This is a genomic window from Microbacterium sp. 2RAF4 (genome assembly GCF_052115285.1).
GTDB classification, from domain to species: domain Bacteria; phylum Actinomycetota; class Actinomycetes; order Actinomycetales; family Microbacteriaceae; genus Microbacterium; species Microbacterium oxydans.
On the sequence record NZ_JBFRGI010000003.1, the window covers coordinates 84,517 to 106,216 of the forward strand.

Consider the following 21,700-nt stretch of genomic DNA (forward strand, 5'->3'; position numbering starts at 1 on the left):
ATGCCCGAAACGCACAGCAACCCCCTCGACGACCCGACCGCGAACCCGTTCGAGGTGGCCGCGCAGGCCGCAGCCGACATCGCCCGTCTGACCGGCGTCGAGAACCACGACATCGCCCTCACCCTCGGCAGCGGCTGGGGCAAGGCAGCCGACATCATCGGCGAGACCGTCGCCACGATTCCCGCGACCGAGGTCACCGGCTTCTCGAAGCCCGCGCTCGAAGGGCACGTCGGCACGCTGCGCAGCATCCGCACCCCCGGCGGCAAGAACGTCCTCGTCATCGGCGCGCGCACCCACTACTACGAGGCCCACGGCGTGCGCCGCGTCGTACACAGCGTCCGCACCGCTGCCGCGACGGGCGCCAAGATCATGGTGCTGACCAACGGGGCCGGCGGCATCCGCGAGACCTGGACCCCTGGTCAGCCCGTGCTGATCAGCGATCACATCAACCTCACGGCCGACTCGCCGCTCGAGGGCGCCACGTTCGTCGACCTCACCGACCTCTACTCGAAGCGTCTTCGGGACATCGCCCGCTCGATCGACCCCGCACTCGACGAGGGCGTCTACACGCAGTTCCGCGGCCCTCACTACGAGACCCCGGCAGAGGTGCAGATGGCAAAGCACATCGGCGGCCACATCGTCGGGATGTCGACCGCGCTCGAGGCGATCGCCGCGCGCGAGGCCGGCATGGAGATCCTCGGATTCTCGCTGATCACCAACCTCGCCGCGGGAATCCAGCAGACCCCGCTCAGCCACGCCGAGGTGATCGAAGCAGGACGAGAGGCGGAGCCCGTGATCTCCGCGCTCCTGGCCAGGGTGGTCGAGGCCCTGTGAACGAGGAGCGCCTCGCGCAGGCCCGCGCCTGGTTGCGCCAGGACCCCGACCACGAGACCCGCGACGAGCTGGCGGGCGTGATCACCCGAGCTGCCGCCGCGGACGCGGACGCTATCGCCGACCTCGACGACCGTTTCCACACGCGTCTCGCCTTCGGCACGGCCGGCCTGCGCGGGGAGCTCGGCGCCGGGAGCAACCGGATGAACCGGGTGCTGGTTGCACAGGCTGCAGCGGGATTCGCCGCCTACCTGCGCGAGAAGTCGAACGGCCAGACGTCGAACGGCCAGACGCCGACGGTCGTGATCGGCTACGACGGACGTCGCAACTCCCGCGTGTTCGCGACCGACTCCGCCGAGCTGTTCGCCGGAGCCGGACTGCGCGCGGTCCTGCTCCCCCGTCTGCTCCCGACGCCCGTCCTCGCGTTCGCCGTGCGCCACCTGGGAGCCGACGCCGGCGTGATGGTGACCGCGAGCCACAACCCGCCGAACGACAACGGGTACAAGGTGTACCTCGGCGGCGCGGATCAGGGGTCGCAGATCGTCGCTCCGGCCGACGCGGAGATCGCCGCGCACATCCAGCGCATGGCGGACGCCGGACCTGTGACGGCACTGCCGCGCTCCACGGAGTACGAGGTCGCAGGAGAGGACGTCGTCGAGGCCTACATCGCAGCGACCGCCGCCGTCGCCCCCGCCCCCGCCGGCACCACCGGGATGCGCTGGGTGTACACGGCGATGCACGGCGTGGGCTGGGAGACGCTGTCCCGCATCGTGAAGGACGCCGGATACCCGCAGCCGTTCGTCGTCGACGAGCAGCTCACGCCCGACGCCACCTTCCGCACCGTGTCCTTCCCGAACCCGGAGGAGCCCGGTGCCATGGATCTCGCCTTCGCGAGGGCCCGGCGCGTCAAGGCGGACTTCATCCTCGCCAACGACCCGGATGCGGACCGCCTGGCCGTCGCGATCCCCGACGACTCGGCAGCGGACGGGTGGCGTCGCCTCACCGGCAACGAGGTCGGACTCCTGCTCGGCGCGAGGGCGGCACGTGCTGCGGCGGGCACGCCAGGGGCATCACTCGCCTGCTCGCTCGTCTCCTCCCCCGGTCTCGGCGCCGTCGCGACCCACCACGGACTCGACTTCCACGAGACGCTCACGGGCTTCAAATGGATCTCACGCGCCCCAGGCATCGTCTTCGGTTTCGAGGAGGCTCTCGGTTACCTCGTGAACCCGGAGACCGTGCGCGACAAGGACGGCGTATCGGCCGCCGTCGCGGTCCTCGGCCTCGCGGCCGAGGCGCGCGATCGTGGAGCGACGCTCAGCGACCTGCTGGACGAACTCGGCGAGACCTACGGGCACTTCGCCAGCGGTCAGGTGTCGGTGCGCGTCGAAGACCTCTCGATCATCGGTACCGTGATGCTCGCCCTGCGCACGCTTCCCCCGACGCACATCGCCGGTCGGTCGATCGCCTCGGCCGAGGATCTGCTGCAGGCGGACCAGGGGCAGCCGTCTGGTGACGTGCTCCGCTACCGGCTGACGGACGGATCCCGCGTGATCGTGCGTCCCAGCGGCACCGAGCCGAAGCTGAAGGTCTACATCGACGCGAAGGCGGACTCCGCCGAGCGCGCTCGAGAGGCCGTCGCCGAACTCGAAGCCGGGGTGCGCACCCTGCTCGACGAACGCTCCTGAGCATGCCGATCCGACGTCTCATCGTCAGCGCGCACAACGGCGTGCACGCGCGTCCGGTGGCCGAGCTCGTGCGACTCGCACAGTCGCACGGATCACCGGTCACCCTCCGCACGGCCGACGGCACGACCGTCGACCTGAGCAGCGTGCTGGCCGTGATGGATCTCGGGATCGCGACAGGAGATCCGGTCGAGATCGAGACCGCCCCGTCTCCGACGTCCGAGGCCGTCCTCGATCAGCTCGCGGAGGTTCTCGCGCCCCGCGGCTGACCGCGGTCCTTCACCCGTCGATCACGGCGACGAGCTCGTCGAGGAACGCCTCGAAAGTCGTCCCCTTCCGGACGATCCGCTGCACGCTCTCGCGCTCGCTGAACACTTCGACCAGCTGCTCGAACACGGTCTGGAAGGCCGCACGGTCACTCTCGCTGAACGCCGCGAGGGCGACGACCTGCACGCGCCCTCCACCCCAAGCTGCTGAGCCGTCGGCGACGCCGATGGCGATGGCCGTGCGCGTGGCGGTCATCTGGAGCGCGTGCGGTACGGCGAGCGCATCCGTGAAGGCGGTCGACGACATCCGCTCGCGCACGATGGTGTTCTCGATGTAGTCCTCGCCGATCAGGCCCGCCTGCACCAGGAGACCACCCAGCTGCCGGATGATCGCCTCCTCCCCCTCATCCGGCAGGGGGAACACGTAGGCGTCCGCGAGGAAGTAGCGGGCGAGCTCACCGCGGAGACGGGTGAGACGCCGCCCCCGCCGCACCCGCGCCGCCGCCTGCTGGATGCGGTCGACGTCGGCATCGGTCAGGAACGGCTGGATGCGTACGAAGCGGTCGCCGGAGGATCCTGGTTCGATGGTGCTGAGCACCAGATCGGTATCGAACGACGACCAGTCCGGATCGACGTTGGTGACCACGGTGGTGACCTCGATGGCCGTGCCGAGGGAACGGTCGACGCTGGAACGGAGCAGTTCGTGCAGCTCGTGATACCCGGGGCAGACGATCGTGGCGGTGAGGATGGATTCCGCCTTGCGGCTGCGTTCGAGACGGCCGCCCACGTGCATGGCGATGTAGGCGATCTCGTCGTCGTGGATCGGCGTTCCCACGCGGTCGTGCAGGCCGCTCGCGATCGACACGGCCACCTCGAAGATCATCGGGTACGTCGCTTTCAACGACCGGGTGAGCGGGTTCCGCGTGAGGGCGCTCTCCTCCGCCCGCCGCAGCAGATTCTGCACGTGCAGGGCGAGACGCAGGACGAAGGTCTCGTCGACGAGGTCGACCTGGAAGTCCTCGGCCGCACGCGCGATCTCCGCACGGACGGCGGCCTCGACCGTCGCGTCGACACCGCTGCGGGCGACTTCGCGTGTCGTCGCCTCCCCCGGCGCGACGATGCGCGTCAGCACGAGGGAGGCGAGGTGGCCGCTGTCACCGTCGCCGAGGACCACCGAGAAGTGCTCGAAGGCCAGGCGGGCGATGACCGTCCCCACGCGCGGGATCTCCTCGCGAGTGCCCGCCGGCGCAGACTCGAGGGTGTGTCCGGCGGCGACCCGCTCCGCCGCGATCGCGATGTGCAGCAGCACGTCGGAGATCGCGAGCTCGTTCACGTAGTAGCCGAGCTCACCCAGCTCGCGCACCAGGGCCGATTTGAAGGGTCCGACCGCGCCGGCGTCCACCGCCGATCCGGAGAGCGCGCGTCTGAACGTCTCGGGGTGGAACGAGGCATCGTCCATCTCGTCGTGGGCGAGCCTGCTGAGCAGACGGCGTTGCGCTGTCTCGTTGCCCCGCAGACGCACGTTCTCGCGCTCGCGCTCGAGCGTCAGGTCGGTACCGTCGAGCAGGCCGCGCACGCGCACCAGATCCGCTTCGAGCGTCGCCTCGCTGACGTGCAGCTCCTCCGCGGTGTCGAAGACATCGATGCCCGCCGGCTCATCGAGCAGGAGTCGCACCAGGGTGTGCAGGCGATCGCGAGGGGCTGATTCCCCGCCCTGACGCATGCGCATCGCACCCCGCGCACCGGATCCGGCGCGATAGCCTGCGGGACCCGACTCGATCACAGCGGCTCCGGGCGTGCGGGCGTTCAGCGCCGCGACGTAGGAACGGATGCTGCGCGGGGTGACACCCATGAGGTCGGCGAGGCTCGCGGCCGTCGCCCAGCCCTCCTGACGCAGCAGCGTCGCGAGAAGCTGGTCCTGACGCTGGCGCGACATGATCCTCCCCTCCCGCGTGCTGACTGCACCGTCTCGACGTGCTCTCCATGATGTCAGGTGGCCGGCGCCTCGGGGCGGAAGGCGCCGTTCCGCGGGGGCGGAAAGGATCGTGTTGGCGCGCACCCCTCCCTCGTTCCCAGACTGTTCTCAGGAAGTAGGTGGGCATCGATGAGGATCCTCGTGGTGTGCGGTGCGGGAGCATCGAGCACGTTCGTCGCGCAGCGGCTCCGCCGTGCCGCGGAGACGGCCGGTCTGGCCTGGGACGCGTCCGCCGGGACGGAGGGCGCCGCGTCTGATTCCGACCACGACCTGATCCTGGTCGGCCCGCATCTGGCCGACCGCCTCGACGCCATCCGCGAGAGCTCGAATGCGCCGGTCGCCATCCTCCCGGACGACGTCTTCTCCGATCTCGACGGCTCGCGCACGCTCGTCCTCGCCCGTTCGCTCCTCGCCGCCGGCGAAACCCCGAAAGGAACATCATGACCGCCACCCGCACCGTCCGGATCGGCTCCTCCCATGGACTCCACGCCCGTCCAGCCAAGCTGTTCGCGCAGGCGGCGAAGGACTCCGGCATCGCCGTGACGATCGCCAAGGATTCCGGAAAGCCCGTCAACGCGGCGAGCATCCTCGGGGTCATCGCCCTCGCGATCGAGCACGGCGACTACGTGACGCTCACGGCGGACGGCGACGGCGCCGAGAACGTGCTCGACACCCTCACCGAGCTCCTCACCACCGACCATGACCAGGACGCCGCCGGATGAGCGAGCTGCGCGGGGTAGGGATCGGTCTCGGGGTCGCCCAGGGGCCGATCGTCCGCATGGCCGAGGCGATGCCCGCCCCGGAGAACACGCCGAGCACCGCGGGCGCTGACGCCGAACGAGCCAGGGTCCGCGACGCGGTCTCGGTCGTCGCGAAGGAGCTGAACGAGCGCGGCGAGGCAGCCGGGGGGTCCGCACAGGAGGTCCTCGAGGCGCAGGCCATGATCGCCGAGGACCCGACGCTCCAGGACGAGGTCGACACGCGGATCGATGCGGGAGCGACGGCCGAGTGGGCCGTGCACGACGCCTTCGCCGGGTTCCGCGCCACGCTCGAGGCGGTCGGCGGCTACCTCGGCGAGCGCGCTGCAGACCTCGACGACATCGCGCAGCGGGTGCTCGCGCGTCTTCGCGGCGTCGACGCCCCCGGTGTCCCGAACCCGGGGCATCCCTTCGTGCTGGTCGCCCGCGACCTCGCGCCGGCGGACACCGCACTCCTCGACCTCGACCAGGTCCTGGCGCTGATCACCACCGACGGCGGCCCGACCTCCCACACGGCGATCCTCGCCAGGGAGAAGGGCATCGTCGCGATCGTGGGAGTCGCCGACGGCGAGATGCTCACCACCGGCGAGACCGTGATCGTCGATGCCGCCAGCGGCGTCGTCACGCGCGAGCCGACCGACGACGAGAGAGCCAGGGCCACCGAACGTGCCGCTGCTCGCCAATCGGCCGACTCCGCCCCACCGACTCCCGGCGCTCTCGCCGACGGCACGCCTGTCGCGCTGCTCGCGAATCTGGGGAAGCCTGCAGATGCGGCCGATGCGGTCGTTCGGGGGGCCGAGGGCGTCGGGCTGTTCCGCACCGAGTTCCTGTTCCTCTCCTCGGCCCAGGCGCCGACGATCGCGCAGCAGCGCGAATCGTATCGCGAGCTGCTGGCGGCGTTCCCCGGCAAGAAGGTCGTGGTCCGGATGCTCGATGCCGGCGCCGACAAGCCGCTGGCCTTCCTCAACGATGCGCACGAGGAGAACCCGGCGCTCGGCCTCAGGGGCCTGAGGGCGCTGCGCGCCAGCGAGGACATCCTGCGGGAGCAGCTCACCGCACTCGCCGAGGCCGCCGCCGTGACCGAAGCCGACCTCTGGGTGATGGCTCCCATGGTCGCAACGGTCGAGGAGACCATCTACTTCACGGGACTCGCACGCGAGTACGGACTGAAGACCGCGGGGGTGATGGTGGAGATCCCGGCGAGTGCTCTGCTCGCCGATCGCGTGCTCGCGCACGCCGACTTCGCCTCGATCGGCACCAACGACCTCACGCAGTACACCATGGCCGCCGACCGGATGCTCGGCTCGGTCGCCGGGTTCCAGGACCCCTGGCACCCTGCCGTCCTCCGCCTCGTCCGCGAGGTCGGCGATGCGGGTGCCCGACTCGGCAAACCCGTCGGGATCTGCGGCGAGGCCGCCGCCGATCCGCTGCTCGCCGTGGTGCTGGTCGGTCTCGGCGCGACGAGCCTGTCGATGGCGCCTTCCGCCCTGGCCGATGTCCGTCATGCGCTGTCCGAGCGCACCCCGTCCGAGGCGCGGAGCCTCGCCCAGGCCGCCCTGGCCGCCGACGATGCCTCCTCCGCCCGAAACGCCGTGGCAGCCCTCGCCGCGGAACTCCCCCTCCACAAGAAAGAGACGACATCATGACGACGACGTCACCTGCCGCCACCAGACCCGGCGGCCTGCGCGTAGGAGTGCAGCGCTTCGGCACATTCCTCTCGGGCATGATCATGCCCAACATCGCCGCCTTCATCGCCTGGGGCTTCATCACGATGCTGTTCATCCCGAAGGGGTTCTTCGGCGCGGAGAGCCCGTTCGGCTGGCACTGGGCAGGCGTGTCCGAGATCCTCGGCGGTGGCGGCGACTCCGTCATCATCGGCTGGCAGGGCGCGATGACCGCCGTGGCCGAAGGCGCGGACGGCAACATCCTCGCCTACGTCGGACTGGTCGGCCCGATGGTGACGTACCTGCTCCCGCTGCTGATCGCGAACACCGCCGGCCGCATGGTCTACGGCGAGCGCGGAGGCGTCGTCGCCTCGATCGCCACCGTCGGTGTGATCGTCGGCACGAACATCCCGATGTTCCTCGGTGCCATGATCATGGGCCCCCTCGCCGCCTGGGTGATGAAGCAGGCAGACCGGCTGTGGGACGGCAAGATCAAGCCCGGCTTCGAGATGCTGGTCAACAACTTCTCCGCCGGTATCCTCGGCATGCTGCTCGCGATCTTCGGCTTCTTCGCCTTCGGACCGGTCATGCTCGGCATCAGCGCCGCGCTCGGTACTGCTGTCGACTGGCTGGTCTCGCTGCAGCTGCTCCCGCTCGTTTCGATCATCGTCGAGCCCGCGAAGGTGCTGTTCCTGAACAACGCCATCAACCACGGCGTGTTCACCCCGCTCGGCATCGAGCAGGCGACCGAGACCGGCAAGTCGATCCTGTTCCTCATCGAGGCGAACCCCGGGCCCGGCCTCGGTCTGCTCCTCGCCTTCACCTTCTTCGGGGTCGGTGCGGCGAAGGCATCCGCTCCCGGCGCGGCGATCATCCAGTTCTTCGGTGGCATCCACGAGATCTACTTCCCCTACGCCCTGAGCAAGCCGACCACGATCCTCGCCCTCATCGCCGGCGGTGCGGCCGGGGTCACCACGAACATGGTCCTCGGCGGAGGCCTCGCCTTCCCCGCAGCACCGGGAAGCATCATCGCCGTGACGGCTGCGGCCATCGGCCCGGGAGTCGGCAACCTCCTGGTCGTCTACCTCTCGGTCATCGTCGCAGCGACCGTGACCTTCCTCATCACCGGCGTGATCCTGCGAGCCTCCCGCAAGCGCGACCTCGAGGCCGAGGGTGACACCTTCGGCGCCGCGATCGCCCAGACCGAGGCCAACAAGGGCAAGTCGTCCGCCGCGATGGACGCGCTGCGCACGTCGACGGCATCCGCGGCTCCGGAGGCCACGGCCGCCACGAGCGCTACCGTGATCTCCGCACCGATCGAGCGGATCGTGTTCGCCTGCGATGCCGGGATGGGTTCGTCCGCCATGGGCGCGAGCGTGCTGCGCAACAAGCTCAAGAAGGCCGGCATCGAGGACATCACGGTCACCAACCAGGCGATCGCGAACCTCGACGGAACGGCCGACGTCGTCATCACTCAGCAGCAGCTCACCGAGCGCGCCGAGGCGAAGTCGCCGAACTCCGTCCACGTCTCCGTGGACAACTTCATGAACTCGCCCCGCTACGAAGAAGTCGTCGAGATGGTGCGCGAGCAGCGAAAGGAAACAGAATGAGCGTCCTCACCCAGGATCAGGTCCGCATCCACCCCGGTGGTGCGACACGAGACGAGGCTCTGCAGGAGGCGACGGACATCCTCGTCGCCGCCGGTGCGGTCACCCCGGCCTACGTCGACGCGATGCGGCAGCGTGAGGAGACGGTGTCGACGTTCATGGGCAACGGCCTGGCCATCCCGCACGGCACGAACGAGGCGAAGGACACGATCCTCGCCTCCGCGCTGTCGGTCGTCCGCTACGACGGAGGTGTCGACTGGTCCGGCGAGCCCGCGACCTTCGTGATCGGCATCGCCGGCGTCGGGGACGAGCACCTGGAGATCCTCTCCCGCATCGCGATCCTGTTCTCCGAGGAGGACGATGTCGCCAGACTGTCGGCGGCACAGACCGCCGAGGAGCTCTACGCCCTCCTCTCGGAGGTGAACGAAGGATGAAGGCGGTCCACTTCGGGGCGGGCAACATCGGGCGCGGGTTCGTCGGTCTGCTGCTGAGCGACGGCGGGTACGAGGTGGTCTTCTCGGACGTCGCCGATGCGCTCGTCGACGCGATCAACGAGGTCGACTCGTACACGGTGCACGAGGCCGGCCCCGGAGGGACCGATCACGTCGTGACCGGGTTCCGCGCGGTCAACAGCAGGACGCATCCGGCCGTGGTGGCCGAGGAGGTCGCCACCGCGGATGTCGTCACGACCGCCGTGGGCCCGACGGTGCTGCGGTTCGTGGCGCCGTCGATCGTCGCCGGACTCGCCCTGCGCAGTCCGGACTCCGCGCCACTGCAGGTGATGGCGTGCGAGAACGCGATCGGGGCCACGGATCTGCTGCGGCGGGAGATCGTCGCCGCGGCCGGCGCGGATGCCGAGGCCCTGCTCGCGCGCGCGGTCTTCGCCAACACGGCCGTGGACCGCATCGTCCCGGCGCAGCCGGAGGGATCGGGTGTCGACGTGACGGTCGAGCCCTACTTCGAGTGGGCCATCGAATCAAGCCCCTTCGATGGCGCGCTGCCGAGCATCCCCGGCGCGCACTTCGTCGACGACCTGGCGCCGTACATCGAGCGCAAGCTGTTCACGGTGAACACCGGCCATGCGGCGACCGCGTACTTCGGGGCGCGTGCGGGTATCGAGCGCATCTCGGACGCCCTCGCCGACTCGGACATCGCCGCGAGCGTCTCGGCGGCGCTCGAGGAGACATCGGCCGTCCTGGTCGCCGAGCACGGACTCGACCCGGCAGACCTCGCCGACTACCGTGCGACGATCCTCGAACGCTTCCGCAACCCCGCGCTCGTCGACACCGTGCAGCGGGTCGGACGTCAGCCGCTGCGGAAGATCTCACGGCATGAGCGCTTCGTGGGCCCCGCGGCCATGGCCGCGGAACGGGGTCTCCCCGCCGAGGCCCTCGTCGCCGCCGTGTCGGCAGCACTCGAGTTCGACGACCCCGCCGACGAGCAGTCCGTCGAGCTGCAGCAGCTGCTCCGCACAGAGGACCCCGCCGCGTTCACCACCAGCACGACAGGTCTCGACCCGGAGCACCCGCTGTTCCCGCTGATCCGGGACGCCGTCGCCGCCCGGCAACAGCGTCTGGGAGCTGTCTGACGCCTCGCTCAGAGACGCCCCCGTCTGCCGATACCATCGGTGGGCGGGGGCGTTTCTCGACACGACGGCGTGCGGGAGGACAGCGAGGTGCGGGAGCCACATGAACGGATATGCCGTGATCGGAGCGGGCCCATCGGGCCTCGCCGCCGCACGAGCGCTGCAGAAGCGCGGGATCGGCGTGGACGGCTATGAGGCCTCGCACGGCGTCGGCGGCCTGTGGGACATCGACAATCCCCGCAGCACGATGTACGAGTCGGCGCACCTCATCTCCTCGCGGACCACGACGGAGTTCACCGAGTTCCCGATGCGCTCCTCGGCCGACTACCCGGGCCACCGCGTTCTCAAGGAGTACTTCGAGGACTACGCCGCCCATTTCGACCTCACCTCCCTGTTCCGGTTCGACACGCGCGTGACCCGGCTCGAACCGCGCGATGGCGGATGGGATCTCACGAGCGCCGGCCCCGATGGCGTCGAGACCCGGTGGTACGCGGGTGTCGTGCTCGCGAACGGAACGCTCGTCCGGCCGAATGTCCCCACCTTCTCCGGCGAGTTCACGGGCGAGCTGCTGCACACGAGCGCCTACAAGTCGCCGGAGCAACTGAAGTCCAGACGGGTGCTGCTGATCGGCGCGGGCAACTCCGGTTGCGACATCGCGGTGGACGCCGTGCATCATGCGGTGTCCGTCGACATGAGCGTGCGGCGCGGCTACTACTTCGTGCCGCGCTACCTGTTCGGAAGGCCCAGCGACACCCTTAACCAGGGCCGTCCGCTGCCCGCCAGGATCAAGCAGGCGCTCGACAGCCGCGTGCTGCGCGCCTTCACGGGCGACCCCGCGCGCTTCGGGTTCCCGAAGCCCGACTACCGCATCTACGAATCGCACCCGATCGTGAACACCCTGGTCCTGAACCACCTCGGGCAGGGCGATCTGCGGATCCGCGCCGACGTCGACCGGTTCGACGGGCCGACCGTGCACTTCCGCGACGGCGGCGCCGACGACTACGACCTCGTGCTGCTGGCCACCGGGTACACCCTCGACTATCCGTTCGTCGACAGGGAGCACCTGCACTGGCGAGGCGCTTCGCCGCGACTGTTCCTGAACGTGTTCCCGTCGTCGTTCAACGGTCTCTACGTGATGGGCATGATCGAAGCCTCCGGCATCGGCTGGCAGGGCCGCTACGAGCAGGCGGAGCTGCTGGCCGCCTATCTGAGCGCCGCCGAGGAGGACCCGACGCGCGCCGCGCGCTTCCGCCGACGCGTGACCGAGACGCCGTGGCCGGACGTGACCGGCGGTTACCACTACCTGGGTCTCGACCGGATGGCCTACTACGTCAACAAGGACGCCTACCGCGCGGCCGTGCGACGGGAGAAGGACGCACTCGAGGCGCCGGCCTGAGCGCAGCCGCCGCCACCGCGCCGCCTCGCGAGACCGACATCGCGAGACCGCCGACGTGGGATCACCAGGGTCACCGCGCGGAGTAGCGTTGTCCCGTGAAGAAGAAGTCCCGCCGGATCCTGAAGCGCGTGCTGTGGAGCATCGCCATCGTGCTCGTGCTCGCCGTCGCCGGTGTGCTCGCCTGGAGTCAGATCGGCGTCATGGCCGCGGAGCCGGAGCCCCTCGCGGCCGTGCGCGAGAACCCGGCGATCACGGTGACCGACGCCGACCAGGGCATCGTGCTCGCTCCCGCGGACGGAGGCTCGGACCTCGGCCTCGTGTTCATCCCCGGAGCCAAGGTGGACCCGTGGGCATACGCGGCCATCCTGCAAGGACTGGCTGAGGACGGGATCACCGTCGTGATCACGCGCCCGTGGCTCAATCTGGCGTTCTTCGACCCGCGCGGTCTCGACGCGTTCACCTCCGCGGCACCCGGAGTCGACGTGTGGAGCGTCGGTGGCCACTCGCTGGGCGGCGTGCGTGCCTGTCAGCTCGCGTCCGATGCCGACGCGCTGGTGCTGTTCGCGTCCTACTGCGCGAACGACCTCTCCGGGAGCGACCTGCCAGTGCTGAGTCTCTCCGGAAGCGAGGACGGGCTGTCCACGCCTCAGAAGATCGCCGATGCACGGCACGAGCTGCCCGGCGATGCCGACCTGGTCGAGATCGAGGGCGCGTCTCACGCCTCCTTCGGCGACTACGGCCCTCAGGACGGCGACGGCACCCCGACCATCTCCACCGACGACATGCAGGCCGAGGTCACACGCCTCGCCGGAGACTTCCTCGCCCCGCTCGCGCCCTGAACCTCACTCCCCCACACGGTCGCGTCCAGGCCCGGGCACGGGGTCGAGCACGGGGTCGAGCAACGGGTGCAGGTGCCGCGTTCGCAGCGCCGATGCCGCTGACCGCGCTCCCGCCCGGAGGGCGGTGGGGACGTCGGCTCCGTCGAGCCGTGCATCGAGCACTCCCGCCAGGAAGGCATCTCCCGCCCCGTTCGTGTCGACGACATCGACGGATTCCGCAGGAACCCGGTGGAGCGTGCCGTCTTCGTCGACCGCCACGGCACCGTCCGCCCCCAGGGTGCAGACGGCCAGCCGCGTTCCCTCCGCGATGCGTGATCGGAGGAACCCGATCGGATCGTCGAGTCTGTCGGCGTTGCAGAACACCGCGTCGGCGGCGTCCAGGAAAGGCCGATGGTAGTCCGCCGACCCGTCGTAGTCGTGCACGTCGACCCAGATCGGCGTTCCGGTCGATCGGGCCAGGGGCAGCAGACGCAGGGGTTCGGCCGCGAGGTCGAGCACGACGGCGTCGGCCGCCGCCATCTCCCCGTGCACGCGCTGGTCGTGTTCACCCGTCGTCCTTCCCGGCGTGGCCAGGTAGAGCGAGACCCGCTCGCCCGCGCGCGTCATCAGATTGAGATGCCGCTCGGTGACGCCATCGTGCCAGTCCACCTGCACTCCGGCAGCACGCAGGGCCTCACGGACGCGTGCTCCCTCCCCGTCCACCCCGGCGGTGGCATGGAGCCGGACGGACCTGCCCAGCGCGGTCAGACTGAGCGCCTTGCCCGCGCTGGTGCCTCCGACCGTCTCCCAGGCACTCTCGGCGACCTGCATGTGCGGCACCGGCTCCGGCAGCCGGTCGAGCACGACGATCGTGTTCCATGACGCCGGCCCGACGATGACGACGGAGGCGGACTCTGACGAGGAGGGCATGGCACCATCCTGCCGCGTGCTCCGCCCTCAGCCGATGCGGGAGACGAGCGCGTCGAGCCCCATGCCGTAGTCGATGCGCACGACGGGGAGAGCGAGCTTGTCGGTGCCGATCGTCACGTATCCGGGTTCGATGGTGCGCCCCATCTCGAACCCGGCCTGGGCGACTCCCTGCTTGGTCGTGTCGTTGTAGTGCCCGAACGGATACGCGACGACCTGCCCCACACCGAGCACGCCGGCCGACGTGGTGAGGTCGGCCGCGATCTGATCGGCCGTCCAGTTGACCATCCGGCCTTTGCCATTGTCTCCGGCCTGGTGCATGTCGTGCGTGTGCGAGCGACGCTGCACGTAGATCGAGGGCGCCGGATCCTGCCGGTAGGCCGTGATCATGAACGACGTGCTGAGCAGCTTGTACCTGTCGACGACCGGCACCGCCAGATCGAACCACGACTGGTCGGCGTCGTCATCGGTGATGATAACGCTCTTGGCGGGAAGCGAGAGCCGACCGTCGATGAAGGCACTGAGCTCGTCCCACGTCGGCAGGTAGAACCCCGTGGTCGCGATGTGGTTCATCTGCGCGTCGAAGTCGCCGATGTAGGCGTAGTTGCCCCGCAGCCAGCCCTTCTCCCCCTCCGGGTTCGCCGTGAACTGGTGGTACATCAGGATGGGCACCCGCACGTTCTCGGCCGCGTTCTCCTCCGGCGTCCTCCAGGCAGCGAAGAGCTCGACCTGTTGATCGGCGCACACCACGGGGTCTGCGCCGTTCACCCGCGCGGCGACGGTGAGCGCGCCGGCGTCCGCTGCGCTCGAGTACCAGCCGGCGAACACCTTGCCGTCGAGCTGCGGGATCGGCAGCCCCTGGTAGAGGCCGTCCTGGAGCTGCAGCATCGGATCGCTGGGCGCACCCTCTCCCGAGAAGGTGACAGCGCAGGCGCGCGGGTCGTCCGCATCGGCGACGATCTGCTCCGCGGGAGTCAGCGGATGCTCGATCGTCGTGGACTGCGCCTTCGGGACCGTGTTCTCCGACGTACGGTTCAGCCAGGCGAAGGCGGCGACGCCTCCTCCGACCACGACAGCCGCCGCGATGGTGCCGACGATGATGGCGGTTCGTGCGGCCCGTTTCTTCCCCCCGGAAGCCATGATCAGGCGTCGAAGCCTTCGGCGATCATCTCCACGAGCTCCTCGCGCTCCTCGACGGGCAGGAACGCCGCAGCGGCGGCATTGAACTGGAACGTCTCGAGGTCGTCGAGGTCATACTCGAACGTCTCGACCAGCCGCGCGAGTTCCCGTGTGAGGGATGTGGCGCTCATGGTGCGGTTGTCGACATTCACGGTCACCGCGAACCCGAGCTGGTAGAGCAGATCGAACGGGTGATCCACCATCGTGTCGCCCCACGCGGCGATCGCCCCGGTCTGCAGGTTCGACGACGGCGAGAGCTCGAGCGGGATCTCACGGTCGCGCACCCAGCGAGCGAGGTCGCCGAACTGCACCTGCACCTCGTCGCCCTCCTGCGTGATGACCTGGAGGTCCTCCGCGATGCGCACGCCGTGGCCGAGGCGCAGGGCGCGCCCGTCCAGCAGCGCCGAGCGGATCGAGGCCAGGCCGGCCGCCTCGCCCGCATGCACGGTGACGGGGAAGAAGTTCTCGGCCAGGTAGTCGAACGCCTTGCGGTGGTTCGACGGCGGGAATCCGTCCTCCGGTCCCGCGATGTCGAAGCCCACCGCACCGCGACCGCGGAAGTCGACCGCGAGCTCGGCGATCTCGAGGGCGCGGTCGGTGTGGCGCATCGCGGTGATGAGCTGACCGACCCGGATGCTGCGTCCGGAGCGGTCGGCGAGGTCTTCTCCCTCTTCGATTCCCTGCTGCACGGCTTCCACGGTCTGCTCGAGCGTGAGTCCGCGAGCCAGATGCTGCTCGGGCGCCCAGCGCACCTCGCCGTAGATCACACCGTCGGCGGCGAGGTCCTGCACGAACTCGCGCGCGACGCGGGTGAGCCCCTCCTGGGTCTGCATCACGGCGGTGGTGAGGTCGAACGTCTTGAGGTACTCGACCAGAGAACCCGAGTCGCTCTGCTTCGCGAACCACGAACCCAGAGCAGCAGGCTTCGACTCGGGAACGTCCAGTCCGATCGCATCCGCGAGCTCGATGATCGTGGCTGGCCGCAGCGCACCGTCGAGGTGGTCGTGCAGCGACACCTTGGGCAGGCTCCGCAGGGAGATGCCCTGAAGCGTGACGTCGCCGTTCGCATCGATCGACATGGTGATCCTCTCGGTCGCGGATGTGCTCAGATCAGGCTAGCGGTCCGAGGTCACGCGGTGATGCGCTCGCGGACGATGGGACCGGTGACCGGCGCCTCGTCCCCGATCTCCCACGAGCCCTCGAGCGCGTCGAGCGCCCGGCCGAAACGGGCGTCGTCCGCGGCGGAGAGGGTGAACAGCGGCTGACCCGCGACCACGCGGTCGCCGGGCTTCGCGTGCAGATCGATTCCGGCTTCGAAGATCACGGGATCCTGTGCCCTGGCGCGACCTGCACCGAGACGCCAGGCGGCGACGCCGAACGGAAGGGCGTCCATGCGTGTGACGACGCCGTCGGCCGGTGCCAGCACCTGGTGGGTCTCGCGCGCGGTCGGCAACTCGGCGTCCGGGTCGCCGTCCTGTGCGCGGATCATCGCCTTCCAGGTGTCCATGGCGCGTCCGTCGTCGAGCGCCGCCTCCACGTCGGCATCCGGCTGTCCGGCGAGCGCGAGCATCTCGCGCGCCAGAGCGATGGTCAGCTCGCGCACGTCGGAGGGTCCGCCACCGGCGAGGACCTCCACCGACTCCCGCACCTCGTTCGCGTTGCCGATCGCGAGACCGAGCGGGACGTTCATGTCGGTCAGCAGGGCGGTCGTCGCGACGCCCGAGTCGGTGCCGAGGGCGACCATCGTGCGCGCCAGCTCTCGAGCACGGTCGATGTCCTGCATGAACGCACCGGATCCGAACTTCACGTCGAGCACGAGGGCGTCCGTACCCTCGGCGATCTTCTTCGACATGATGCTGGAGGCGATCAGCGGGATCGCCTCAACGGTGCCGGTGACGTCGCGGAGCGCGTACAGCTTCTTGTCGGCGGGAGCGAGCCCGGAGCCGGCGGCGCAGATGACCGCGCCCACATCGCCCTGCATCTGCGCGAACATCTCCTCGTTGCTGAGGGCAGCTCGCCAGCCGGGGATCGACTCGAGCTTGTCGAGCGTGCCGCCGGTGTGTCCGAGACCGCGACCGCTCAGCTGCGGCACCGCGACGCCGAAGGATGCCACCAGAGGTGCGAGCGGCAGCGTGATCTTGTCACCGACACCACCCGTGGAGTGCTTGTCGACGGTGCGCTTGCCGAGCGAGGCGAAGCTCATCCGCTCGCCCGACGCGATCATCGCATCCGTCAGCACCCGGATCTCGTCGCGCTCCATGCCACGCTGGAAGATCGCCATCGCGAACGATGCCATCTGCGCGTCCGATACGTAGCCCCGCGTGTAGGCGTCGACCATCCAGCGCAGCGCGGGCTCGGGCACCGCACCGCCGTCGCGCTTGGCGCGGATCACATCGATCGCATCGAACGGTTCGATGGCTCCCTGAGCCTGTCCAGCGGTCATCGTGCTTCCTCCAGGTCGCGCGGCCCGAACGCATCGGGCAGCACCTCGTCGATCGTGCGGATGCCGGAGACGGTCTCCAGCAGCATCCCGGGCATCGCGTGCTCGAACAGCAGCTGGCGACAGCGCCCGCACGGCATGATCGTCTGCCCCTCGTTGTTCACGCACACGAAGGCGACGAGCTGGCCGCCGCCCGACATGTGCAGGTCGCCGACCAGAGCGCACTCCGCGCACAGCGTCACGCCGTAGGAGGCGTTCTCGACGTTGCAGCCGGCCACGATCCGACCGTCGCCGACGAGGGCCGCAGCCCCCACGCGATAGCGCGAGTACGGCGCGTACGCCTTCGTCATGGCGTCGGTCGCGACCTGGCGCAGTTCATCCCAGTCGATGTCCGTCATTGCGATGCTTCTCTCTTCCCGGCAGGGCTACGACTTGATGTAGGGCTTGCCGTCGGCAGCAGGTGCCTTGATCTGGCCGGCGAAGCCGGCGACCGCGAGCAGCGTCACGACGTACGGCAGCATCAGCATGAATTCGCCGGGGATCGGCGTCTTCAGGATCGACAGCAGGTTCTGCAGGTTGGTGGCGAAGCCGAACAGCAGGGCGGCGAGGGTCGCACGGATCGGATCCCAGCGACCGAAGATCACCGCGGCGAGGGCGATGAAGCCGAGTCCCGCCGTCATGTCCTTGCCGAACTGCGGCACCGAGACGAGCGTGAAGTACGCGCCGCCCATGCCCGCGATCGCGCCGGCCAGCAGCACGTTCCAGAATCGCGTCGGGTTGACCTTGATGCCCACCGTGTCGGCCGCCTGCGGGTGCTCGCCGACGGCACGCAGCCGCAGACCCCAGCGCGTGCGATACAGGCCCCACGCCACCACCGCGACGGTGATGAACATCAGGTATCCGATGAACGTCTGGTTGAAGAGCACGGGGCCGATGATGGGGATGTCGCTGAGCAGCGGGATCTCGAACCGCGGGAACCGCACCGGGGCGTTCAGCGTCGCCTCGTTCGGGGCCAGCAGCGCGCCGTAGAGGAACCCGGTGAGGCCGGTGACGAGCACATTGAGCACGACACCGACGATGACCTGCTCGACGAGGTACTTGATCGCGAACGCGGCGAGGACGCTCGCCACGAGGACGCCGCCGATCATCGCGCCGACCAGTCCGACGAACGGGTTGCCGGTGATGCTGGAGAGCAGCGCGGCGGAGAAGGCACCCAGCAGCAGCTGGCCCTCGATCGCGACGTTGACCACACCGGCACGCTCGCCGATGACACCGCCCAGCGCGCCGAACACCAGCGGTACCGAGAGCGACACCGCGCCGAACAACAGGCTGGTGACGGGGACGAGTCCGCCTGCCGCAGCCCACACCAGGAAGGCGAACACGGCGAGCACACCGTAGGCCACCACGAGCCACAGCGACGGCTTGCGATAGGTCCAGGCACGGAGGAACGCTCCGACGGTCAGGACGACCAGGATGCCGAAGACGACCCAGAAGGTCGAGGCGGTCGGCAGGGCGACGTCGGGCAGGGCGAGTGCCGACGACTGATCGGAGAGCCGGAACGTGCTGATGCCGTCTCTCGGCACGAGCAGGAACAACAGGGCCAGGAGCACGGTGGCTCCGGCGAGCACGATCGGCGCCTTGAGGTGCCGTTCCTTGACGGTCGCGAGCTGCACTGTGCCGTCCGCGGCCTGGGTCTGCACGAGGGACATCATGCCGCCACCGCCTTCTTCGCGGCCTTGGCTCTGAGCCTCGCCGCCTTCTCGATGTCGGTCTTCGGGAGGAAGAACACCGTGCGCAGCAGCGGCGGTGCGGCGATGAAGAGCACCACGAGCGACTGCACGACGAGCACGATGTCGACCGGGATGTTCTGCGCCTGCATCGAGAACGAACCCGCCTTGAGCGCGCCGAACAGGATGCCCGCCGCGAACGTGCCCCAGGCGCGGCTGCGTCCGAGGAGCGCGACCGTGATCGCGTCGAAGCCGATGCCGGCGTCGATGGTCTCCGTCACACCTGTGGTGACGGCGCCCTGGATCTGGTTCATGCCGGCGAGGCCGGCCAGGCCGCCGGCGAAGAGCATCGCATAGACGTAGATGCGCTGCACGCTGATGCCGGCGGCGCGAGCCGCATGCGGGTTCTCCCCCACCGCACGCATGCGCATTCCGAGCGACGAGCGCTCGATGAGCCACCACACGAACAGGGTGGCGACGATCACGATCACGAAACCGAGGTCGAGCAGCGGGAACTGCGGACCGAGCAGGGTCGGGAACTGCGCGCTCTCCGGAGTCGCGGAGCCCAGGGCCTGGTTGGTCCCCGGCTTCTGGAGGAGTCCGGGGGTGCGGATCATCCACAGCAACAGGTAGTACGCGATGTAGTTGAGCATGATCGTGAGGATCACCTCGTGCGCACCGGTGCGCGCCTTGATGAGCCCCGCGATCGCACCCCAGAGCGCGCCGCCCGCGATTCCCGCGATGAGCGTGACCGGGATGTGCAGCCAGATCGGCAGGTCGAGCGAGAAGGTCAGCAGGGCCGCCACGGCGACACCGATGAGCATCTGACCGCGGGCACCGATGTTGAACAGACCGACGCGGAACGCGAGTGCGACGCCGAGACCGGCCGCGATGAGCGGTGCCGCGAAGCCGAGCGTGTTCGTCAGAGGACGGATCTGCGCCGCGAAGTCGGCTCCGCGGGCGTTGAAGATCGCCCCGCGGAACAGGGCCTCGTACCCGTTGTAGACCGCGTTCCAGGCGGCGACGAACGTGTCACCGGGCTGCGCGAAGAAGTAGACGGAGGCCGCCTGCACGTCTTCGTTCGTCAGGGCGATGAGGATGCCGCCGACGATGAGGGCCAGGACGATCGCGAGGATCGTCGTGACGGCACTCCCCCGGAGTATCTCCTTGAGGATCACGTTGCCGCGCGGGGGCGGGGGGATATCGGAGGGGTCGCGCGGAACCGTGCCGGTGCTCGTGGCGAGCTCCTGCGGCGGGATCCCCTTGGTCACGTCTCCTGCGCCGGGTGTCGCTCCGCTCACGCGGCCACCTCCCCTTCGGCCGCTCCGGCCATCATGAGTCCGAGCGTCTCCCGAGGCGTGTCGCCGGGGACGATGCCGACGATCGTGCCGCGGTACATGACCGCGATCCGGTCGGCGAGAGCTGCGACCTCGTCGAGCTCCGTGGAGACGACGATCACCGGCACACCGGCGTCGCGCGTCTCGATGATGCGCTTGTGGATGAACTCGATCGAGCCGACGTCGACACCACGGGTGGGCTGTGCCGCGACGAGAAGACGAAGCTCTCGGCTCATCTCCCTGGCGATCACGACCTTCTGCTGGTTTCCGCCGGACAGCGTGCCTGCCGGAGTCTCAGGGCCCTGGGTGCGGATGTCGTACTCCTTGATGCGCGCGCGGGCGAACTCGTCGAGCACCCCGCGGCGCAGCGTTCCGGCCCGGCTGAAGGCAGGGTCGTCCGAGCGGTCGAGGATCAGGTTCTCCGCGACCGAGAACCCGGCGACCAGGCCGTCCTCGGTGCGGTCCTCCGGCACGAAGCCGACGCCGGCGTCGAGGATCGCGCGCACACTCTTGCCGACCAGCTCGTTGCCATCCAGTCGGATGCTGCCCTCGACGCGGGCGGCGAGACCGACGATCGCCTCGACGAGCTCGGTCTGTCCGTTGCCCTGGACGCCGGCGATCGCGAGCACCTCGCCCGGCCGGACGGCGAAGTCGACGCCGTCGACGACGATCGCGCCTGCGGGGGTCAGCACGCGGAGGTGCTCGACCTCGAAACCACCCTCGCCCAGGCGGGGCGGCTCCTTGTGCACGGTGAGCTCGACGGCGCGTCCCACCATGAGGGAGGCGAGCTCGGCGTTCGTCGCGGTCGGCGATGCCTCGCCGACGACGCGGCCGAGGCGGACGATGGTGATCTTGTCGGCCACCTCGCGGACCTCACGCAGCTTGTGGGTGATGAAGACGATCGCCGTGCCCTCGTCGCGCAGCTGACGCATGATTCCCATCAGCTCGTCGGTCTCCTGCGGGGTGAGCACGGCCGTCGGCTCGTCGAACACCAGGACCTTGGCATCGCGGGAGAGCGCCTTGATGATCTCGACACGCTGCTGCACACCCACGGGGAGGTCACCGACGAGGGCGTCCGGGTCGATGTCGAAGCCGAAACGGGCGGCGACCGAGCGCACGTGCTCTCGCGCCTTCGCGATGTCGAGCCTGCCGAGGGCCTTGGTCTGCTCGTGCCCGAGCATCACGTTCTCCGCCACCGTGAACACGGGGACGAGCATGAAGTGCTGGTGGACCATCCCGATCCCCGCAGCCATCGCGTCTCCGGGACCGCGGAAGCGCTGCACCTCATCGTCGAGGAGGATCTCGCCCTCGTCGGCCTGGTACAGGCCGTAGAGCACATTCATGAGGGTGGACTTGCCTGCGCCGTTCTCACCGAGCAGCGCATGGATCTCCCCCGGTTCGACAACGAGATCGATGTGATCGTTGGCGACGAGGGTGCCGAAGCGCTTGGTGATGCCGCGAAGTTCGAGCTTCATATCTGCACCTTATCCAGAAGAGTATCCAGAAGA

The 21,700-nt window shown here is 69.3% G+C and carries 20 protein-coding genes; 11 read left to right on the forward strand and 9 right to left on the reverse strand.

Features of this window, described 5'->3' with window-relative positions; genetic code table 11:
• From AB4070_RS13930 to AB4070_RS13940, 3 genes are read left to right on the forward strand one after another with little or no spacing between them, the layout of a single operon-like run.
• On the forward strand, positions 1-834 hold the full coding sequence (locus AB4070_RS13930) for a purine-nucleoside phosphorylase (protein ID WP_441980636.1): 834 nt from the start codon (positions 1-3) through the stop codon (positions 832-834).
• The gene (locus AB4070_RS13935) at positions 831-2,516 is read left to right on the forward strand and encodes a phospho-sugar mutase (protein ID WP_441980637.1); all 1,686 of its coding nucleotides are present in this window, start codon (positions 831-833) and stop codon (positions 2,514-2,516) included. The genes AB4070_RS13930 and AB4070_RS13935 overlap by 4 nt, the downstream gene beginning before the upstream one ends.
• A 2-nt stretch (positions 2,517-2,518) precedes the next feature.
• Positions 2,519-2,782 carry an HPr family phosphocarrier protein gene (locus AB4070_RS13940; RefSeq protein ID WP_378875997.1) on the forward strand — a complete coding sequence of 88 codons (264 nt, stop codon included), beginning with the start codon at positions 2,519-2,521 and terminating at the stop codon, positions 2,780-2,782.
• Positions 2,783-2,792: 10 nt separating this feature from the next.
• On the opposite strand, the gene AB4070_RS13945 is transcribed toward AB4070_RS13940, so the two are convergent.
• Positions 2,793-4,715, reverse strand: coding sequence for a BglG family transcription antiterminator (locus AB4070_RS13945; RefSeq protein ID WP_441980638.1), 1,923 nt, complete (start codon positions 4,713-4,715; stop codon positions 2,793-2,795).
• Between the two features lie 168 nt (positions 4,716-4,883).
• On the opposite strand from AB4070_RS13945, the gene AB4070_RS13950 reads away from it, so the two are divergent.
• From AB4070_RS13950 to AB4070_RS13985, 8 genes are all read left to right on the forward strand, one after another.
• Positions 4,884-5,198: a PTS sugar transporter subunit IIB gene (locus AB4070_RS13950; RefSeq protein ID WP_113681213.1), complete on the forward strand. Its 315-nt coding sequence runs from the start codon at positions 4,884-4,886 to the stop codon at positions 5,196-5,198.
• Positions 5,195-5,476 carry an HPr family phosphocarrier protein gene (locus AB4070_RS13955; RefSeq protein ID WP_046748954.1) on the forward strand — a complete coding sequence of 94 codons (282 nt, stop codon included), beginning with the start codon at positions 5,195-5,197 and terminating at the stop codon, positions 5,474-5,476. The genes AB4070_RS13950 and AB4070_RS13955 overlap by 4 nt, the downstream gene beginning before the upstream one ends.
• Complete coding sequence (gene ptsP / locus AB4070_RS13960) at positions 5,473-7,158, forward strand: phosphoenolpyruvate--protein phosphotransferase (RefSeq protein ID WP_441980639.1); 1,686 nt, start codon at positions 5,473-5,475, stop codon at positions 7,156-7,158. The genes AB4070_RS13955 and ptsP overlap by 4 nt, the downstream gene beginning before the upstream one ends.
• Positions 7,155-8,786: a PTS mannitol transporter subunit IICB gene (locus tag AB4070_RS13965; RefSeq protein ID WP_441980640.1), complete on the forward strand. Its 1,632-nt coding sequence runs from the start codon at positions 7,155-7,157 to the stop codon at positions 8,784-8,786. The genes ptsP and AB4070_RS13965 overlap by 4 nt, the downstream gene beginning before the upstream one ends.
• Positions 8,783-9,217, forward strand: coding sequence for a PTS sugar transporter subunit IIA (locus AB4070_RS13970; RefSeq protein ID WP_046748951.1), 435 nt, complete (start codon positions 8,783-8,785; stop codon positions 9,215-9,217). The genes AB4070_RS13965 and AB4070_RS13970 overlap by 4 nt, the downstream gene beginning before the upstream one ends.
• Positions 9,214-10,371, forward strand: a complete 1,158-nt coding sequence (locus AB4070_RS13975; RefSeq protein ID WP_441980641.1) for a mannitol-1-phosphate 5-dehydrogenase — start codon at positions 9,214-9,216, stop codon at positions 10,369-10,371. The genes AB4070_RS13970 and AB4070_RS13975 overlap by 4 nt, the downstream gene beginning before the upstream one ends.
• Positions 10,372-10,471: 100 nt before the next feature.
• Positions 10,472-11,764 carry a flavin-containing monooxygenase gene (locus AB4070_RS13980; protein ID WP_441980642.1) on the forward strand — a complete coding sequence of 431 codons (1,293 nt, stop codon included), beginning with the start codon at positions 10,472-10,474 and terminating at the stop codon, positions 11,762-11,764.
• Positions 11,765-11,859: 95 nt separating this feature from the next.
• Positions 11,860-12,603, forward strand: a complete 744-nt coding sequence (locus AB4070_RS13985; protein WP_441980643.1) for an alpha/beta hydrolase — start codon at positions 11,860-11,862, stop codon at positions 12,601-12,603.
• A 3-nt stretch (positions 12,604-12,606) separates the two neighbouring features.
• On the opposite strand, the gene AB4070_RS13990 is transcribed toward AB4070_RS13985, so the two are convergent.
• From AB4070_RS13990 to AB4070_RS14025, 8 genes are read right to left on the reverse strand one after another with little or no spacing between them, the layout of a single operon-like run.
• The gene (locus AB4070_RS13990) at positions 12,607-13,512 is read right to left on the reverse strand and encodes a carbohydrate kinase family protein (protein WP_441980644.1); all 906 of its coding nucleotides are present in this window, start codon (positions 13,510-13,512) and stop codon (positions 12,607-12,609) included.
• A gap of 27 nt (positions 13,513-13,539) precedes the next feature.
• Entirely contained in the window at positions 13,540-14,649 is a 1,110-nt protein-coding gene (locus tag AB4070_RS13995) for a polysaccharide deacetylase family protein (RefSeq protein WP_441980645.1), read from the reverse strand.
• Between the two features lie 2 nt (positions 14,650-14,651).
• The gene (locus AB4070_RS14000; protein WP_441980646.1) at positions 14,652-15,767 is read right to left on the reverse strand and encodes an adenosine deaminase; all 1,116 of its coding nucleotides are present in this window, start codon (positions 15,765-15,767) and stop codon (positions 14,652-14,654) included.
• 50 nt (positions 15,768-15,817) lie between these two features.
• Positions 15,818-17,131: a thymidine phosphorylase gene (locus AB4070_RS14005; protein ID WP_441980647.1), complete on the reverse strand. Its 1,314-nt coding sequence runs from the start codon at positions 17,129-17,131 to the stop codon at positions 15,818-15,820.
• The gene (locus tag AB4070_RS14010) at positions 17,128-17,526 is read right to left on the reverse strand and encodes a cytidine deaminase (protein ID WP_017828470.1); all 399 of its coding nucleotides are present in this window, start codon (positions 17,524-17,526) and stop codon (positions 17,128-17,130) included. The genes AB4070_RS14005 and AB4070_RS14010 overlap by 4 nt, the downstream gene beginning before the upstream one ends.
• 27 nt (positions 17,527-17,553) lie before the next feature.
• Entirely contained in the window at positions 17,554-18,837 is a 1,284-nt protein-coding gene (locus tag AB4070_RS14015; protein WP_371861866.1) for an ABC transporter permease, read from the reverse strand.
• Positions 18,837-20,156: an ABC transporter permease gene (locus AB4070_RS14020; protein WP_441980648.1), complete on the reverse strand. Its 1,320-nt coding sequence runs from the start codon at positions 20,154-20,156 to the stop codon at positions 18,837-18,839. Before AB4070_RS14020 ends, AB4070_RS14015 begins: the two co-directional genes overlap by 1 nt.
• Entirely contained in the window at positions 20,153-21,667 is a 1,515-nt protein-coding gene (locus AB4070_RS14025; RefSeq protein WP_441980649.1) for an ABC transporter ATP-binding protein, read from the reverse strand. Before AB4070_RS14025 ends, AB4070_RS14020 begins: the two co-directional genes overlap by 4 nt.
• Between the last annotated feature and the right edge of the window lie 33 nt (positions 21,668-21,700).